Raw genomic sequence first — 16,390 nt, forward strand, 5'->3', positions numbered from 1 at the left:
TCGATGATTCATACGCGTCTGAAACTGAGGTACTCGGGATTCGCCCTGGAGGTGGATCTGCAATTGCCCGGCCGTGGAGTCACCGCGCTTTACGGTCATTCCGGTTCGGGCAAAACCACCTGCCTGCGTTGCATCGCCGGCCTGGAGAAGGCCGAGCAGGGTTTCATCCAGGTCAACGATGAAGTCTGGCAGGACAGCGACAAGAAGATTTTCGTGCCGCCACACAAACGTGCATTGGGTTACGTCTTCCAGGAAGCCAGCCTGTTTCCCCATCTGTCGGTGCTGGCCAATCTGCAGTTCGGTCTCAAGCGCATTCCTCGCCAACAGCGCCGGGTCGACATGGCACACGCGACTGAACTGCTCGGTATCGGCCATTTGCTGGATCGCCATCCGCGGCACCTTTCCGGCGGTGAACGGCAGCGGGTCGGCATCGCCCGCGCCCTGCTCACCAGCCCGAAACTGTTGCTGATGGACGAGCCGCTGGCGGCATTGGATAGTCAGCGCAAAAACGAAATTCTGCCTTACCTGCAACGACTGCACGATGAGCTGGACATCCCGGTGCTGTACGTCAGCCACTCTCAAGATGAAGTGGCGCGGCTGGCCGACCATCTCGTCCTGCTCAGCAATGGCAAGGCGCTGGCCAGCGGTCCCATCGGCGAAACCCTGGCCCGTCTCGACCTGCCCTTGGCGCTGGGCGACGACGCCGGCGTGGTCATTGAGGGGCACGTCAGTGCCTATGACCCCGACTATCAGTTGCTGACCCTGCAACTGCCGAACACGACCCTGAACATTCGGGTGGCTCACTCACCGATGACTCCAGGTCAGGCGCTGCGCTGCAAGGTTCAGGCGCGGGATGTCAGCCTGAGCCTGCAAAGCGTCGAGCAAAGCAGCATCCTCAATCGACTGCCGGTCACCGTGATCAGTGAAATGGGCGCGGACAATGCCGCCCATGTGCTGATTCGTCTGGACGCTGGCGGCACACCGCTGCTGGCGCGGATCACCCGCTACTCCCGGGACCAATTGGGTGTGCACCCCGGCCAGCAACTCTGGGCACAGATCAAGGCGGTCGCGGTGCTGGCCTAAATCCGCTGGCACGACTGCAATGGCGTGCGGTCAATGGCTGTAACGGCCCCTGATCCGTCGCCAAGGACTACCGCCATGCCTGATATCGCGCTGCCCGATGTGCTGCCATCCGACCTGCATTACGTCGATGACACCCAGCCCGGCATCACCCGCAAGAAACTGCGCGGCACGTTCTGCTATTACGACCCTGCGGGTCAGCGCATCACCGATCAAGTTGAGATCAAACGCATCAACGCCCTCGCCGTGCCCCCGGCCTATACCGATGTGTGGATCTGTGCCGACCCGCGCGGTCATCTGCAAGCCACCGGCCGTGATGCCCGAGGTCGCAAGCAATACCGTTATCACCCGCGCTGGCGAGAAGTGCGCGATGCCGACAAATACTCGCGCCTGCGGGACTTCGGCCTGGCCCTGCCGAAACTGCGCAAACAGCTTGAAGCACTACTGGCGGCTCCCGGTTTCAGTCGCGACAAGGTCATGGCCACGGTCATCACCTTGCTCGATGCGACGCTGATCCGGGTCGGCAACACCCAGTACGCTCGGGACAACCGCTCCTACGGCCTGACGACCTTGCGCAGCCGTCACGTCGAGGTCAACGGCAGTGCGATCCTGTTCCAGTTCCGCGGCAAGAGCGGCGTCGAGCATCAGATCACCGTGAAAGACCGGCGCCTGGCGCGGATTATCAAACGCTGCCTGGAAATTCCCGGGCAAAACCTGTTTCAGTACCTGGATGAAAACGGTGAGCGTCACACCGTCAGTTCCTCCGACGTCAACGCCTACCTGCAAACACTCACCGGTGCCGACTTCACTGCCAAGGATTACCGAACCTGGGCCGGCAGCGCGTTGGCGTTGGCAGTCTTGCGGAAACTGCAGTGGGAACCTGAGTCGGATGCGAAGCGGCATGTGGTGGAGATGGTCAAGAACGTCGCCAAACAACTGGGCAACACCCCGGCCGTCTGCCGCAAGTGCTACATCCACCCGGCGGTGCTCGATGGTTTTCTTTTGGGTGCGTTGGCTGAGCTGCCCAGACCACGAGCGCGCAAAGGGCTCAGGGCGGAGGAAGTCGGGCTGGCGGTATTCTTGGAGATGAGGGTCGCAATGGCTGAGGCGACGAACTGACCTGTCTATTTTTTTGCATGATCGCCAATGGCTTCTATAGTTGATGTGAACCTGAATTAGCTGCGGTGACGCCATGGAAGACATTTTCGTTGTGAAGCGATGCAACAAGATCATCATCCATGGTCGCCGGACAGGAGAAACCGATCATCCACCACCCGACGCCGCCGTCTGGTATCGCATCGCCGATACTCGAACTCGCGGCTTCATCGGTGACGGTTTCGATCGTGAAGAAGATGCCCTGCGTGAATGCTGGCAGCTCAATGCCAGGTCGCAAGTGACGGCCCGACAAGGCTAAGGTCACCTGCCTTTTAGGGGTCTATACTGAAAAAGCTGAAGGAACAGCGACCCCAACGGCAGAAAGCTCGCTCCCCGCGGGCTTTTTGCTGCCAATTACAGGTTTCTTGAACGGAGGTGTTTGCCATGTCCGAAAAAGAGTCCATCACCACTCTGCTCACCCTGCTCGACTCCCGTCAGGCTCGCCTGGCAGCGGCGTGCAAGGAAATCGCCGACTGGGTCGATCATCAAGGCGGGCACCCGACGGCCCTCAGAATCCGTGATCGTCTGAACGACATCGAGAAGGACGCGCCACTGATTCGCAATACGCTGTCGTCGCTCAAACCCGTCGACCCGCCCCTACCGCGGTTCAGATGATTCGATCTGGACATCCTCAAGGACACGGCCTGATTCAGGACGCATGAACGGCGACTTTATCGTCACCGGGTGCGTCCTTGCCTGAGCACTTCCTGCTCCATCCCCAACCCAGCCTGGCGCTGGGCTTTTTTATGGCTGCGCAGTCTATTTCACACTGTGTTCACAACTCACGCCCTACAGTGACCGGACTCCTTTGAAGAATCCCCCTGGCCCGCCCGCATGCGGGCCTTTTTTTGCCCATTAACCAGGCAACGAACGTCGCCGTACGCTGGAGGTCAAACCATTACACGCAACGAAGGAGACGTCTGATGGTTACTCACTTCAAAGTTGGCGGGCATTTGGCCTGCGGTCACAAAGGCAGCAAACTCGTTTCAACCAGCGAACTGACCCGAGTGAAATGCAGAAGCTGCCGCAACACCGACGCGTTCAAGGATGCGCGCAAAGACCAGCGCAACGCTGCACGCCGCGCCGCCCGCAAGGCCAAAGTTACGCACACCGCCAATGACTGGCGCGCGGCCTGGGTCGAACGGCTCACCGCCATGGAAGGACTGCAACGATTGCCTCGTGGTTTCACCGGTCAGCCTTTCGTTTAGCTGACAGCATCAGCGGCTGAATCGAATTCACTCGATCCGGCCGCTGGCGCCATGATTTCCAGCAACGACATGCGCTTGAAGGCTTCGACCAGACCACGCCCCTCCTCGGGTGCACATGAGATGGCCAGCCGCATGGTCGCCTCCCCCAAATGCCAGATCAGAAACGCAGACTCCCGAACCCGCAACGCATCACTGTCGGGGAATACCCGAAGCATCGCGTCGGCCAACAACCCGCCCGCAATACGACTTTCCTGCAGTTCCAACTCCATGAGCTGTTTGTCTGCCTGCATCCCGGACCAGATATCACGCATCACCGGTGTAGCAAAAACGATCTCGTAATACTGATCGAGCAGCTCCAAATAGGCTGCTTGCAATCCTTGCGCGTCCTCGACTGCACCCAACGCCTCTTCGATACAGCGACGGCTTTCGGCGTTATAGCGCTCGGCCAGCATCTGAATCACCGAACTCTTGTCGGGAAAGTATTGATAAAGCGATCCGATCGATATCTCTGAACGCTCGGCAATTTCACTCATTTTTAATTGATCGCTGCCCTTGGTCTCGATCAACTGAGTTGCCACGGCCAGAATTCGCTCCTGCCGCTCTCGACTGCGTTGTTGCGTGGGAGTGCGCCGAGTCGGCTCTGAAACAAGCGGCTCGAGCACCTCAGGAATTTTCTTGGGCATGGGTGCACTTCCCGCTCAATAAACATGACATAGGCTCACCTTAGCACCGCTCAACAGATAGCTTCCATACGTCGGTTTCCAGGGTTCTGTCGGTTGACGGCATAACGTGAGGGTTTATCATCTTTTCAACGTGAGCAACACTCACATTAACCCGATGGAGGTGAACGCGATGAAAACTACTCAAGAGAACATCCTGATTCTCGGCGCGACTGGCAAAACCGGTCGGCGAATTGCCCAACGACTGGAAGCTGCCGGCCGGTCTGTGCGTCTGGGTTCCCGTGTGGCGACCCCACCCTTCGACTGGGAAGATCGAGCTACCTGGGAAGCAGCCCTTGATGGCATTCACGCGGTCTACCTTTCCTTTCAACCAGATCTCGCTGTCCCTGGCGCGCTGGAAACGGTTCAGGCATTCACCGATCAGGCGGTCACAAGCGGTGTCAGCAAGCTAGTGCTGCTATCAGGGCGCGGCGAGGTCGAAGCAGAACAGGCCGAACGCGTCATCCAGAACAGCGGAGTCGACTGGACAATTCTGCGTGCCAGTTGGTTCTTCCAGAATTTCAGCGAGTCGCACTTCCTGGGGCCTATCCTTCAAGGGGAGTTGGCCCTCCCCGTCGGTCATATCGCAGAACCCTTCATCGATGCGGAAGACATCGCCGAGATCGCTGTCGAGGCGCTGACCAAACCAGAGCACTCAGGGCAACTCTATGAACTGACGGGCCCACGAGCACTGACATTTGCCGAAGCCGTCGACGAAATCGCCCGTGCGACAAACCGCGAAATTCGATTCGCCGCGGTGCCGCCGGACGCTTATCGTCAGGCGTTGGAACAGGAAGAGCTTCCTGCACAACTGATCGACCTGGTGCTGTATCTCTTCACCACCGTGCTTGATGGACGCAATACACCAGTTGCCGATGGCGTGCAGCGTGCGCTGGGTCGGCCGGCGCGGGACTTCTCCGACTATGTTCGGCGCACGGAGGCTACGGGCGTCTGGGCAAATGAGGGATGAAATCGAAGCAGCGTGCGCTTTCGGTTGGGATAACGGGTGTGCGTTAGTTAGATGATTCTCAAGCCCCTGGCACCCTGCCATTTTTTGGCGGCAAACAGATTTCTCGACTAGGGTTCTATCGAATCGAAATTGCGCCGACGGTATTGGCGGGCACTCATCAAGGAGGGGACAGATGACATCAATTCGAGATACCGAGAAAACCTATCGCACCTGGTCCAGCCCAATCTTGCTTGAACTCAAGGAGAGAGAAGACCAGCTAGACGCTGCAGCCCGCCAGGCCCTTCAAAATGTCTTGGTAGAGAGAAGGCTTGTCGATATCGGCAACCCTTCTGGCGAAGATCGACGCGGCGCTAATCCAGGGGCTAGCGGCCGGGGTCAATAACTGCCACGGGGCTAAAAAACAGCAAGCCAGAAACAAACAAGGGTTTGCCTCAGCTTTCGCTCGCAAACCCTTGGTTTCACAACAACCAGCCAAATCGCAGCCAGCGGGACGACCCCGATATTCAACTGAATCAGCAAATCAACATTGGCGCTATGTCCGCTGTCGAGGCCGGAATGCGCGTGGCCTATGCCTTGCACCTGGCCCTTCACGCACAACGTGAACTCGAAGAGCAACGGGAGAAACTGCTGTGAGCTATCAGGGTGACGACTACCAGTTCAAACACGATCCCGTGTTCGTCTACGACGAAGCCGATCCGCGAACCTACGCCGAGCAGTGGGAGACGTGGTTGATCTGCCGCGACACCACAGCCTGTGACATCACCAATTACCCCGGCACCGCCGAGGAACGGGGCACCCCAAAACCTGTGTACCGGGTCGTGACCAAACGCCGTCGATAAAAAAAGCCCGCCGAAGCGAGCCAGCAATCTAGGACTGGCGTAGCCGCATAATTGCATCGGTGATGGCTTGTGCATTTGCGTCCAGCGTTTTCATGGCCGTCGTGGCGTTAGCTGCAACATCCCTACGCCATTATCTGAGAGCCACTTGGTTATCTCTTCTATCGCTGCACCGAGGGCGTGCTGGTTGTGCAGGAGCAATGTCAGGGCATCCGCCGTGGCGATCTTGCTATCTGAAGACATGGCTATCGTCCTTGAGTGATGATGCGTAAAGCCTAGATCATCTTGCCGTTGGCTGGTTGCGGGTAAAGACACGGCCGACAGGCCCATAGATGCTTTTTGTCAGCTGTATTTTCGGCATATGCACCAATGGCAGATTGCCTTCAGAAAGTACAACCGGCAAAATGGATCCAGTTGATGCGCCAAATCTACCCTCCCCCATTGATTATCATTAACACAAGGCTTTGTACATGTTGCCACGCTCGGTGTCATTGTTTCATTTCACAAAAAACATGGAAATTTTAAAGGCAGTTTTGAAAGAAGGATTTTGGCCAAGATACTGTTTGGAGGATGTGGAGTGGCAAGGTCGCGAACAGAACGACTTTATAGCATATCCAATGGTCTGCTTTTGTGACATTCCCATAAGCAGAATTTCCGAGCATGTTAAATTTTACGGCGACTTCGGAATTGGGTTAACTAAAGAGTGGGGAGCAAAAAACAATCTAAACCCTGTGTTTTATTTCTCCGGAGACAATCCAGTTCACGGGGCAATTAAAAAACTCACAACTGCAGTTGGCGACTTGGAGGATGTCAAAAAGAAAAGTAGCTATGAAAGTGTGCGATATATTTTAGCTCATTCCAAACCCACTAAAGGGCGCATGATTGTTTCTGGCGAGACCGAGCTAAAAGATTTCTATCAGGAGTCGGAATGGCGGTACGTCCCCCAACATAAGGAGGTAAAAGACTTTTTAAGCCTTAAGGATTACAAGTCTGAAGAAAAACTTAATGCGAGCAATGAGAAAACTAATCGACTCTGCAGATTAAAATTTTCGCCAAAAGATGTTAAATACATCTTTGTGCCTAAAGACAGCGAAATACCGGCCATCATGAACTTCATACAAGCCGAGCTTGATACTTTTACAAATGCTGATTTAAAACTATTAATGTCGCGAGTTACCTCTTTGGAAAGTATTTCCTCGGATGTGTAAATTTTAAAAAAGCCTCTAGATTTTCCTCGCGCGTGTCGGGTATTGACCAAATTGGGGCGCCCGGCAAGTGAATCGGCGCCCCGTCAGTTGCGGACCAGCATATCCCCAGAGTAACCCCGACCCGAAACAGAAAGGGCTTGCGTCGCTCCCTTGGCGACCGATAGAGACCACAGCGGACCTTCCTTTTTGTATGTTATAAAATCAGTTAAATTCACAGTTTAAAGGGTGCGAAATGAATTATGAGTTAGGCGTTGATGTCTCAGGCTCTCCGGCACTTCAGAAATACATGGACACCCATAAATTTTTATCCTTGGTACAGGGTAAAAAATTATTCATGTCAAAAATGAGCGGCTTCAAAGACAACTTGGAAGGAGGTTTAACAGCGTCGGATTTTTTGAGTGCACGAATGATGCCCCCATATTTGATGTCATGATGAATAGTCGTGGTGAAGAAGCCGCCAAGGCAATTGAAGAGATTAATAGGCAAACTTTCAAAACAATTTTCGGCCCTCAATTGAAAAACGATGCTGTTGATTTTTTCTACGAGGCAAGAGAGTGGATATATGTTAGCTGTTGGTACAAATCAAATGAAGAATGCCCAGCAATGTGGGATCTCTATGGCGGGAAAAATTCAGTATGTATTTTCACAACGGAAGAGAAATTAAGAAAAGTCACTCTTCACAATCAGGATATTAACAATCTTGTTTTCGAAAGCGTTAAATACATAGATCACAAAAAATCGAAACACCAGGATGTCTTGGCCCCATTTAAATCCAAGGCAACCCCTTATAGCTTTGAAAAGGAATTCCGGAGCATAGCGTGGAAAGATGATGCCGCACCGCTGTCTCAAAAAACAAATGATCTTCCAGGAATAACCTCCGATGAAATCAATTTAACCGAGTTCATTGACCGAATAGTAATCTCTCCCTTTTCTGATCCGTGGTACGCAGAGTCAATTAAAAGCATTTGTGCCCAGTATGCAATAGACGTAGAGATAACCGAATCCACACTTAAAACCGGCAGAATTGACGATCTTTACAAAGCAATGGATTCTCTTGAAGAATTGATAGCCTTGGAAGATCGACGCCAAGGGCCAGCATCGCTGCCCGCTGAATAGCAGTCGGCTGCGCACATGGGGGTGTTTCATTCGCTACCCGCGATCCGTCCAGTACGTACCGTCAGCATTGATCGCGGCAAAAACTTCTGCCAGACACTTTTTATAAAAGGCCTTCGCCTCTAGCTCCGTATCGGGTACTAGATTTTCAAGTCTGATCCTTGCCCTTTTCTGTCCGTAGTTGATTTCAAGCTCTGCGGTGCTGTTGTCTATGGCTTCCCATCTGATGGTGTCCATGGCTTCGGCCTCCTAAGCTCGACACGGTATGTCAGTGTAGGGGCGCCCGGCATTGGCGGAATCATGCCTGACAGGTGGCGGCCGTCTAACAGATACGCTACAGACACGAAAACCACTCACCCAACAAAAAAGGCCTACACCGTTAAGCGTAAGCCTTTGATAAATATGGTGCCCGAAGCCGGAATCGAACCGGCACGCCCTTACGAGCGGGGGATTTTAAGTCCCATGCGTCTACCAGTTTCGCCATTCGGGCGGTAGCGCGGTGAAGCAGTCTGAAGACTGTCAAATAACGATCTGGCAGTTCTGACGCCTGTGCAGCAGAGGGGGAAATATATACATCCCGCCCCGGCGAAGCAAGTTCGCGACTGGCCTTTTCAAGACTAAATCTTGCAGGACAGTGCAAATAAAAAAGCTCCGTAAATCATAGATCTACGGAGCTCGTTTAAAGTGGAGGCCGAGGTCGGAATCGAACCGGCGTAGGTGGATTTGCAATCCACTGCATAACCATTTTGCTACTCGGCCTCAAACATCTGATGTCATGTAGCACAACATCAAACGCGTACAAACTTGGAGTAAGATTCATGATCTAACCCCTTGAAAACATTGAGCTTTTTCAGCGGTCAGTGCTTTCGATGGCGTGAATTATGTACTGATTTCCCGAGGCTGGCAACCCCTTGATTTCAAAAAAAATTCCGTCAGGTGGTTTCTATGTTTAAAGGGGGTTGCTCAGCCCTTCCGGCTGGGATCGTCTTCTACGGCGATCAACGGTTCAATTCCCCAATCCCCATGCAAATACCAATCGTCCGCGATCATTTCGACCGGATGCATCGACCTGTCGGAGCCATCAAGCGCAAGCCAGTGTCTGCACAACGCACCACCGGTCAGCCCCGATTACCACGTCAGGTAAAACATGCCCTTGGCCAGCAGCACGATAACGACCATATGGCAAAACAGGCTGCCATGGATGAAGTGCAGGTAGCGTGGGCTCATTCGGCCGCTTTTGAACAAAAACATGGCGCCCAGGAAATGCAGCAGCACGCTCACGGCCACCGCGATTTTCAACGCCAGCAATGTGCCGAACGATGAGGTCAGTGGTGAGGCAAGGGCTGGCAAGTAACGCAACCAGACCATGCCCAGTCCCGCACCGAACAACACCAGCAACACCCACGGCATCAGCGAGCGGGCCCGGCGACCGATACCCTGCTCCACCAGCAGCATCACCCTGGCAGGTAACTGTTTGCGGATGCTTTCCAGGAACAGGACTTCGAAGAACACTGTGCCGATGAAAATCAGCGCGGCAAACAGGTGCAAGGTCAGAATCAGCGGATAGATCATGGAGTTTTCGCCTTGAGTCAAGGCAACCCGCGCCACGGCGAACAGGGGGTGAGCGCACTGGCTGTCGGTCTCTGGAGACTACAGAGACCGCTTGTCCATGTGGTTGACACCGATCAAGAAACGCGCAAACCCATTCACCGTGGCACCGACCCGTTCAGTGCCCGCGAATGTAATGCTCCAACTGCCGAATCAGATCCGCCTGCTCAACGATAGCTTCCTTGACCAAATCTCCAATCGATAACAACCCAATCAGCTCGCCACCATCCACCACCGGCAGATGACGCAGATGGCTGTCGGTCATGACCGCCATGCAACGCTCGATGCTCTGCTGACTGTCAGCGGTCACCACGGGCGCGCTCATAATGTCGCGCACCGGCGTACCGACCGAAGAGCGCCCCTGCAGAACCACCTTGCGCGCATAGTCACGCTCGCTGATCACACCGACCACCTGCCCACCCTCGATCACCGGAAGCGCACCCACGTTCTTTTCAGCCATTATCCTCAAGGCTTCCACCACCATTTCATCGGGCGCGATGCTATGCACCTGCCGATTTTGCTCGACCTTGAGTTTCAGCAGTTGTGCGGCTGTTTTCATAAGTGTACCCCGACTTCCACCACGCCGCTGTTCAACCGCACGGGCCAGACACGCAGACGCTGTTGCGGATACTCCAGGCAGCTGCCGTCCTCAAGGCGGAAATGCTGTTTGTAGATCGGCGATGCAACCACCAGATCCCCCTTGATGCTGCCCACCAACCCGCGACCGATCACATTCGCCCCGGATTGCGGGTCATGATTGTCGATGGCATAGAGGGTCCGACCCTCAGCACCCGGCAAGTAGAACAGCGCCACTTGCGCGCCGTCGAGCCAGACGACAACGCCGGAGTTGCTGACCAGGTCCTGTTGCTCGCACACCGTTTGCCAGGCCTCGGGATTTTCCAGGGAATCGATGCGTTGGGTATTGGACTGGCTCATCAGGCAATCTCCTCGATAACAGGGATAAGGTTGAGTTCGGTGGCCATGATCGGGCGCCGCTGGCCGCGCTCCTGGACAAAGTGGATGTCCGGATCCGGGCGTTTATCGTTGACGAAGGTACGGAAGCGCTTGAGTTTTTCCGGGTCTTTGAGGGCGTTGGCCCACTCGCATTCATAGCGGTTGACCACCAGTTGCATCTGCGATTCGAGCTCTTCACCCAGCCCGAGGCTGTCGTTGATGATCACGTCCTTGAGGAAATCGAGGCCGCCCTCCAGGCTTTCGCGCCACACCGAGGTACGCTGCAATTTGTCGGCGGTGCGGATGTAGAACATCAGGAAACGGTCGATGTAACGGATCAGGGTCGCATCGTCGAGGTCGGTGGCGAACAGCTCGGCGTGACGTGGGCGCATGCCGCCATTGCCGGCGATGTAAAGGTTCCAGCCTTTCTCCGTGGCGATCACGCCAACGTCTTTGCTCTGGGCCTCGGCGCATTCCCGGGTGCAACCAGACACCGCGAATTTGAGCTTGTGCGGTGAGCGCAGGCCCTTGTAGCGGTCCTCGATGGTCAGCGCCATTTGCACGCTGTCCTGCACGCCATAACGGCACCAGGTACTGCCGACGCAAGACTTCACCGTGCGGGTGGACTTGCCGTAGGCATGCCCAGTCTCGAAACCGGCTTCAATCAGCTCGGCCCAGATGTCCGGCAATTCATGCAACTGCGCGCCAAACAGGTCGATACGCTGGCCGCCGGTGATTTTGGTGTAGAGGTCGTATTTCTTCGCCACCACACCAATCGCGATCAGTTTGTCGGCGGTGATTTCGCCACCGGGGATACGTGGCACCACCGAATAGGTGCCGTTTTTCTGCATGTTGGCCATGAAGGTGTCGTTGGTGTCCTGCAGCGGCACCAGTGAGGCGTCCATGATCGGCTGGTTCCAGCACGACGCGAGGATCGAGCCCACCGCCGGTTTGCACACGTCGCAACCGGTGTGGCCACGGCCATGCTTGGTCAGCAGTTCTTCGAAGGTGATCACCCCTTCTACTCGCACCAGCGCATAAAGCTCTTGGCGGGTATAGGCAAAGTGTTCGCACAGGCTCTTGTCGACGCTGACGCCACGGGCGATCAACTCATGTTCGAACACCTGCTTGAGCAGCCCGGCACAGCCACCGCAACCGGTGCAGGCCTTGGTCTGCGATTTGAGCAGGCCGAGGTCGGTGCAGCCACCGTCGATGGCCGAGCAAATGGAACCCTTGGTCACGTTGTGGCACGAGCACACCGTGGCCGCTTCGGGCAACGCGCCCGGGCCCAGGGTCGGCGCGCCTTCGGACGACGGCAGAATCAGGCTGGCGGGTTCCGCCGGCAGCGCAATCGCGTTCTGCATGTATTGCAGCAGCGTGTCGTAGTAGCTGTTGTCACCGACCAGCACCGCACCGAGTACGTGCTTGCCGGTCGCGTCCACCACCAGGCGACGATAGCTGGCCGTGGTTTCGTCGATGAACTGATAACTGCGCGCGCCCGGCGTGCTGCCGTGCGCGTCGCCGATGGAACCGACATCGACGCCCAGCAGCTTGAGCTTGGTCGACATGTCCGCGCCCATGAACGGCTCGGCGGTTTCGTTGCACAACAGTGCGGCAACACCGCGCGCCATTTGGTAACCGGGGGCGACCAGGCCAAAAATACTGCCATTCCACGCCGCACACTCGCCGATGGCGTAGATGTTCGGATCGCTGCTCTGGCATTGGTCGTCAATCACCACACCGCCGCGCGGGCCGACTTCCAGCGAGCATTGACGGGCCAGTGCGTCTTGCGCACGAATACCGGCGGAGAACACGATCAGGTCGGTTTCAAGGAATTCGTCATTGGCGAAATTCATCCGGTAGCGGTATTCCTCGCCCGCACTGATCGATTGCGTGCCACGCGACAGGTGCATACCAACGCCGAGGCGTTCGATCTGCGCCTTGAGCGCCAGGCCACCGTACTCGTCCAGCTGCACCGGCATCAGGCGCGGGGCGAATTCCACCACATGAGCTTCCAGCCCCAGGGTTTTCAGGGCGTTGGCGGCTTCCAGGCCCAGCAACCCACCGCCGACCACCACACCGCGTCGGGCGTTGCTTGCCGCGGCACGAATGGCGTCGAGGTCTTCAAGGGTGCGATACACCAGCCGCGAATCGCCCTCGGCGCCTTCGATCGGCGGCACAAACGGATAGGACCCGGTGGCCAGCACCAATTTGTCGTAAGAGACACAGCCTTGCGCGGTGATCACTTGGCGGCGGGCGCGGTCGATTTCGAGGACCGGCACCCCCAGATGCAGCGTGACGCCCGGTGTCTGGTACAGCGACGCTTCACCGAGGGCCAGCGACTCGGCATCACGGCCGGAGAAATACTCGGAAAGGTGCACGCGGTCGTAGGCACGCATCGGCTCCTCGCTGAACACGTGCAGCCGATAGTGATCAAGGGCACCGCGTTCGATCAGCTGTTCGACACAATGATGTCCGACCATGCCATTGCCGATCACGATCAGCGTTTGCAGCTTGTTCAAAGTGGCAACATTGGAATTCATAAGAGACACCCGTCGATAGCTGTTCAAAAAGCAAAAAAAAAACGCCTGAAACCTTGCGGTTCCAGGCGTCTTTGCCTGTTCATTTACGGTGCCAGGTCAGGCATCTATGCCGGATCCACCGATGTTGCCCACGACCTGTTCGGCCAATCGATCGTCGTTGACCGAGGGGGCTGCCCACTCGACTGCGTTCACAGTGGGCCTGAACAGTGTCTTGCAGACTTTGTGCCAGTTGGCCAATGGCAGTCCTTGCGCCAGTAAACGTTGACCACAGGTGTCCATGAACGCCCGATGTTTGCCTTCGCATAGTGCAGCGCAGGGATGCGCGGCCTTATAAAAGTGCACAAAGGCGATCCCGTTCCGGATCAGAATTTGCCGCCCAACGGGTATTCGATCGCCAGGCGGATCTGATTGGCGTCCAGCTCCGCCTGCGCCGCGTTCCCGCGATGAACCGCATGGCGCAGGCTGAACGCGAGGTTTTTCGCGACGCCCGACTGCACCACGTATTTGGCCTGCAGATCACGTTCCCAGTGCTTGCCGCCCTGCCCGTAACCCAGCCACTTGTAGCCGCCGTTCGGGTCCATGTGAGTGCCGTCGATACCGCTGCCGCGAACATACAGTGCGCCGAAGGTCAGGCCGGGAATGCCGTAACCGGCCATGTTCAGGTCGTAGCGCGCTTGCCAGGAAGCCTCCCGGGGCGCGTTGAAATCGGACAGTGCCACGGCGTTGCTCAGGTAGATCGCGCCACGGGTCACGTAATCGAAAGGCGTGTCGCCATCGACCTTTTGATAGCCCAGGCCGAAGCTGTGGGCGCCGAGTTTGTAGGTCGACAGCAAACTCCAGGTGGTGTTGTCGATGCGACCGGACAAGGCTTTACCAGTGTCCTGGGTTCGGTACAGATTGAGATCAAAGATCAGGTCCTGGCCTTCCGCCAATGGCTGGGTGTAGACCGCCCCAAGGTAGTGCTGTCGCCAGGTGTCGGCGTAGTCCGCGCTGAACAGGCTGGCGTTGAGTCCTTTGACCGCCGTGTTGCGCACCCCCACCAGATCGAAGCTGTCGCCCTGTTTGCCGTTGGAGTAATTGACCACAAAACCCTGGTCATGACTGGTGGCGTTACGGTCGGTGCTTTCGTTGAAATGCCCGCCATACAGGGTGGTGGCGGGCAGTTCGCGACTGGTCAGCAGCCAGCCGGTGGCGGTCTCCGGTAGCAAGCGGCTGTCGGATGAACCGAACACCGGGGTTTTCACCCGCTGCTCGCCGTAACGCAATTCCGTCGAGGAAAACCGCAGCTTGGCCACGGCGCCGCCTCGGCTGAACTCATCCTTGGGGTGCCCGTCATTGTCCACGCCCAACACCCGCGCCTTGCCGGCCCGGCCGCCGCCGCTGTCCAGTTGCCAGCCGGAATAGACATGGGCGTCCAGCCCCAGCCCCACGGTGCCGGCGGTGTAGCCGGAGGTGAAATCGGCCATCAGGCCGTAAGCCCACTCCTCGGCCAGGTCGCTGCGTTCGGCGCGGGGCTTGAAGGCATTGCGCGCGCCATTGCTCAGTGAGCCGTGTTCATAGTCGCGACGGTCATAGAGGCTGCGGTTGAGCAGGCTCCATTGACTGTCCTCGATAAAGCCTTTTGCGGTGTCTTGCTCTGAAGCCAGGGCGAGCAGGGACTGCCCGCCCAATGCCAATAGCAGGGTATGCGTCGATAGGGTTTTCACAGTGCAACTCCACAGAATTCGGGGTCTGCAAGGTGTCCCGCCGAACGGGGGACACCCTTGGGCACGTCAGAGGTATTTGAGGATCGCGATATCGCGGCGGCGCTGTTTGAGGTTGGCGAACCAGCGCGTCGGGAAGAACAGCAACACCCCGAGGATCACACTCCACAGCCACACCGTGGGCAGGTTATCGAAGCCATAGTAGGCACCTTGATTGGCGCCCCAGATCGCGACTGCCACCAGGTACATGGCCTTGAGTACGTACAAGTGCAGCAAATAGAAGAACATCGGCGCCCCGCCGTAAATCGCCAGGGTCGCGGTGGACCAGCGATCCTGCAGCTTCTCGAACAGCGCCAGCAAGATCAGCGAAAGGCCAATCGTCGGCATCAGGAACATCAGCGAGGGCGGGTACTTCTTGGCGCTCATGAAACTCATGAAGGTGCGCAACGAGTCACCGGTCTGCACCCAGGGTTTCTCGCCATAGACGTTCAAGTAGCGAATGAACACGAACGCCACCAGCAGGCCGGCGCCCAGTTTGAGCAGGCGGGAAATCCGCTCGGCCGGGTCCACGTCCTTGCCGAACCACGGCCCGATCCCCCACCCCAGCAGGATCACGCCAATCCAGGGCAATACCGGGTACGTGGTGCGGGCCCGGGTGAACTCGGTGATGTCGATGAACACCCGCTGATGCAGGATCGACCACGGCACAAAGAACGGCGACTCCGGCCCCACGGTCACACCATCGAGCAGGTTGTGCCCGGCAACAATCGCCACGGCTAGCACAATCAACCAACTGCGTTTGAAGTGCAGCAACCCGGCGAGCACGATCATGCAGATGCCGATGCACCAGATCACCTGCAGCCACAGGGTCTTGGGCGGGAACTCGGCGTTCCAGGCAAAGCACACGAAGGTGACTTCGAGAAACACCAGGAACAACCCGCGCTTGAGCAGGAACACCGAGGTTTCTTTCGCCGTGTGTTTCTGGCTGTAGAGCCAGGCCGACAAACCAGTGAGGAAGATGAACGCAGGCGCGCAAATCTCGCTGAGCATGCGGGTGAAGTACAGGTCCGGCGTGACGCTCAACGCATCGATCGGGTCGGTGACCTGACGGTGCAGCAGAAAGGTTTCCCGCACATGGTCGATCAGCATCAACAGCATGACGAAACCGCGCAAGGCGTCGATCGCCAGCATTCGGGTGTTGGCCTTGACGGCACTGGTTGCAAGCGCAGGGGAAGCGGTTGTCGCCTGCCCTGCCAATCCTGAAGATGGGGTCATATCAGTCACTCATGTAGT

General features: G+C 56.8%; 18 protein-coding genes, 2 tRNA genes and 2 pseudogenes. 10 read left to right on the top strand and 12 right to left on the bottom strand.

The window, feature by feature from the left end:
• Window positions 1-3 precede the first annotated feature (3 nt).
• From modC to ACA056_RS15435, 5 genes are all read left to right on the top strand, one after another.
• Window positions 4-1,083 (top strand): molybdenum ABC transporter ATP-binding protein, encoded by a 1,080-nt coding sequence (gene modC / locus ACA056_RS15415; protein ID WP_497265825.1) that lies wholly within the window; start codon window positions 4-6, stop codon window positions 1,081-1,083.
• A gap of 75 nt (window positions 1,084-1,158) precedes the next feature.
• A complete protein-coding gene (locus tag ACA056_RS15420; protein WP_497265827.1) occupies window positions 1,159-2,199 on the top strand; it encodes a DNA topoisomerase IB in 1,041 nt (346 codons plus the stop codon).
• Window positions 2,200-2,272: 73 nt separating this feature from the next.
• Complete coding sequence (locus tag ACA056_RS15425; RefSeq protein ID WP_497265829.1) at window positions 2,273-2,494, top strand: hypothetical protein; 222 nt, start codon at window positions 2,273-2,275, stop codon at window positions 2,492-2,494.
• A gap of 125 nt (window positions 2,495-2,619) precedes the next feature.
• Window positions 2,620-2,850, top strand: coding sequence for a hypothetical protein (locus tag ACA056_RS15430; protein ID WP_010460746.1), 231 nt, complete (start codon window positions 2,620-2,622; stop codon window positions 2,848-2,850).
• Window positions 2,851-3,158: 308 nt separating this feature from the next.
• Window positions 3,159-3,443, top strand: a complete 285-nt coding sequence (locus ACA056_RS15435; RefSeq protein WP_046047412.1) for a hypothetical protein — start codon at window positions 3,159-3,161, stop codon at window positions 3,441-3,443.
• Here the strand turns inward: ACA056_RS15435 and ACA056_RS15440 are convergent.
• On the bottom strand, window positions 3,440-4,126 hold the full coding sequence (locus ACA056_RS15440) for a TetR/AcrR family transcriptional regulator (protein ID WP_497265832.1): 687 nt from the start codon (window positions 4,124-4,126) through the stop codon (window positions 3,440-3,442). The two genes, ACA056_RS15435 and ACA056_RS15440, sit on opposite strands and share 4 nt — an antisense overlap.
• A gap of 169 nt (window positions 4,127-4,295) precedes the next feature.
• Here ACA056_RS15440 and ACA056_RS15445 point away from each other — a divergent pair, with 169 nt between their 5' ends.
• From ACA056_RS15445 to ACA056_RS15455, 3 genes are all read left to right on the top strand, one after another.
• Window positions 4,296-5,132, top strand: a complete 837-nt coding sequence (locus ACA056_RS15445; protein WP_497265834.1) for an NAD(P)H-binding protein — start codon at window positions 4,296-4,298, stop codon at window positions 5,130-5,132.
• Between the two features lie 172 nt (window positions 5,133-5,304).
• Window positions 5,305-5,514: a hypothetical protein gene (locus ACA056_RS15450; protein ID WP_497265836.1), complete on the top strand. Its 210-nt coding sequence runs from the start codon at window positions 5,305-5,307 to the stop codon at window positions 5,512-5,514.
• Between the two features lie 247 nt (window positions 5,515-5,761).
• Complete coding sequence (locus ACA056_RS15455) at window positions 5,762-5,971, top strand: hypothetical protein (RefSeq protein ID WP_497265838.1); 210 nt, start codon at window positions 5,762-5,764, stop codon at window positions 5,969-5,971.
• Window positions 5,972-5,999: 28 nt separating this feature from the next.
• On the opposite strand, the pseudogene ACA056_RS15460 reads toward ACA056_RS15455, so the two are convergent.
• A pseudogene (locus ACA056_RS15460) lies at window positions 6,000-6,211 on the bottom strand (hypothetical protein).
• Between the two features lie 227 nt (window positions 6,212-6,438).
• Between ACA056_RS15460 and ACA056_RS15465 the strand changes: the two are divergent.
• Complete coding sequence (locus ACA056_RS15465) at window positions 6,439-7,176, top strand: abortive infection system antitoxin AbiGi family protein (protein WP_497265840.1); 738 nt, start codon at window positions 6,439-6,441, stop codon at window positions 7,174-7,176.
• 429 nt (window positions 7,177-7,605) lie between these two features.
• A complete protein-coding gene (locus ACA056_RS15470; RefSeq protein WP_497265842.1) occupies window positions 7,606-8,292 on the top strand; it encodes a hypothetical protein in 687 nt (228 codons plus the stop codon).
• 33 nt (window positions 8,293-8,325) lie between these two features.
• Here ACA056_RS15470 and ACA056_RS15475 read toward each other — a convergent pair whose 3' ends face one another.
• From ACA056_RS15475 to ACA056_RS15520, 10 genes and pseudogenes are all read right to left on the bottom strand, one after another.
• Window positions 8,326-8,526 (bottom strand): hypothetical protein, encoded by a 201-nt coding sequence (locus tag ACA056_RS15475; protein WP_497265844.1) that lies wholly within the window; start codon window positions 8,524-8,526, stop codon window positions 8,326-8,328.
• A 166-nt stretch (window positions 8,527-8,692) separates the two neighbouring features.
• Window positions 8,693-8,779, bottom strand: a tRNA-Leu gene (locus ACA056_RS15480).
• A gap of 195 nt (window positions 8,780-8,974) precedes the next feature.
• Window positions 8,975-9,048 (bottom strand) — tRNA-Cys (locus ACA056_RS15485).
• 204 nt (window positions 9,049-9,252) lie between these two features.
• Window positions 9,253-9,424 (bottom strand): annotated as a pseudogene (locus ACA056_RS15490) (DUF3079 domain-containing protein).
• Window positions 9,418-9,861 carry a CopD family copper resistance protein gene (locus tag ACA056_RS15495; RefSeq protein WP_046027234.1) on the bottom strand — a complete coding sequence of 148 codons (444 nt, stop codon included), beginning with the start codon at window positions 9,859-9,861 and terminating at the stop codon, window positions 9,418-9,420. Before ACA056_RS15495 ends, ACA056_RS15490 begins: the two are co-directional and overlap by 7 nt.
• A 154-nt stretch (window positions 9,862-10,015) precedes the next feature.
• Window positions 10,016-10,456, bottom strand: a complete 441-nt coding sequence (locus ACA056_RS15500) for a CBS domain-containing protein (protein ID WP_497265846.1) — start codon at window positions 10,454-10,456, stop codon at window positions 10,016-10,018.
• A complete protein-coding gene (gene nirD, locus ACA056_RS15505) occupies window positions 10,453-10,833 on the bottom strand; it encodes a nitrite reductase small subunit NirD (RefSeq protein WP_497265848.1) in 381 nt (126 codons plus the stop codon). Before nirD ends, ACA056_RS15500 begins: the two co-directional genes overlap by 4 nt.
• Window positions 10,833-13,394: a nitrite reductase large subunit NirB gene (gene nirB, locus ACA056_RS15510; RefSeq protein WP_497265850.1), complete on the bottom strand. Its 2,562-nt coding sequence runs from the start codon at window positions 13,392-13,394 to the stop codon at window positions 10,833-10,835. Before nirB ends, nirD begins: the two co-directional genes overlap by 1 nt.
• Before the next feature lie 362 nt (window positions 13,395-13,756).
• Entirely contained in the window at window positions 13,757-15,100 is a 1,344-nt protein-coding gene (locus ACA056_RS15515) for an OprD family porin (protein WP_497265852.1), read from the bottom strand.
• Between the two features lie 66 nt (window positions 15,101-15,166).
• Window positions 15,167-16,372, bottom strand: coding sequence for an acetyltransferase domain-containing protein (locus ACA056_RS15520; protein WP_497265854.1), 1,206 nt, complete (start codon window positions 16,370-16,372; stop codon window positions 15,167-15,169).
• Window positions 16,373-16,390 lie beyond the last annotated feature (18 nt).

It is taken from the genome of Pseudomonas sp. LBUM1666, from assembly GCF_059695775.1.

Coding starts and splice junctions, on each gene's coding strand:
- modC (WP_497265825.1), top strand. CDS start 4: ATGATTCATACGCGTCTGAAACTGAGGTACTCGGGATTCGCCCTGGAG.
- ACA056_RS15420 (WP_497265827.1), top strand. CDS start 1,159: ATGCCTGATATCGCGCTGCCCGATGTGCTGCCATCCGACCTGCATTAC.
- ACA056_RS15425 (WP_497265829.1), top strand. CDS start 2,273: ATGGAAGACATTTTCGTTGTGAAGCGATGCAACAAGATCATCATCCAT.
- ACA056_RS15430 (WP_010460746.1), top strand. CDS start 2,620: ATGTCCGAAAAAGAGTCCATCACCACTCTGCTCACCCTGCTCGACTCC.
- ACA056_RS15435 (WP_046047412.1), top strand. CDS start 3,159: ATGGTTACTCACTTCAAAGTTGGCGGGCATTTGGCCTGCGGTCACAAA.
- ACA056_RS15440 (WP_497265832.1), bottom strand. CDS start 4,126: ATGCCCAAGAAAATTCCTGAGGTGCTCGAGCCGCTTGTTTCAGAGCCG.
- ACA056_RS15445 (WP_497265834.1), top strand. CDS start 4,296: ATGAAAACTACTCAAGAGAACATCCTGATTCTCGGCGCGACTGGCAAA.
- ACA056_RS15450 (WP_497265836.1), top strand. CDS start 5,305: ATGACATCAATTCGAGATACCGAGAAAACCTATCGCACCTGGTCCAGC.
- ACA056_RS15465 (WP_497265840.1), top strand. CDS start 6,439: ATGTTGCCACGCTCGGTGTCATTGTTTCATTTCACAAAAAACATGGAA.
- ACA056_RS15470 (WP_497265842.1), top strand. CDS start 7,606: ATGATGAATAGTCGTGGTGAAGAAGCCGCCAAGGCAATTGAAGAGATT.
- ACA056_RS15475 (WP_497265844.1), bottom strand. CDS start 8,526: ATGGACACCATCAGATGGGAAGCCATAGACAACAGCACCGCAGAGCTT.
- ACA056_RS15495 (WP_046027234.1), bottom strand. CDS start 9,861: ATGATCTATCCGCTGATTCTGACCTTGCACCTGTTTGCCGCGCTGATT.
- ACA056_RS15500 (WP_497265846.1), bottom strand. CDS start 10,456: ATGAAAACAGCCGCACAACTGCTGAAACTCAAGGTCGAGCAAAATCGG.
- nirD (WP_497265848.1), bottom strand. CDS start 10,833: ATGAGCCAGTCCAATACCCAACGCATCGATTCCCTGGAAAATCCCGAG.
- nirB (WP_497265850.1), bottom strand. CDS start 13,394: ATGAATTCCAATGTTGCCACTTTGAACAAGCTGCAAACGCTGATCGTG.
- ACA056_RS15520 (WP_497265854.1), bottom strand. CDS start 16,372: ATGACCCCATCTTCAGGATTGGCAGGGCAGGCGACAACCGCTTCCCCT.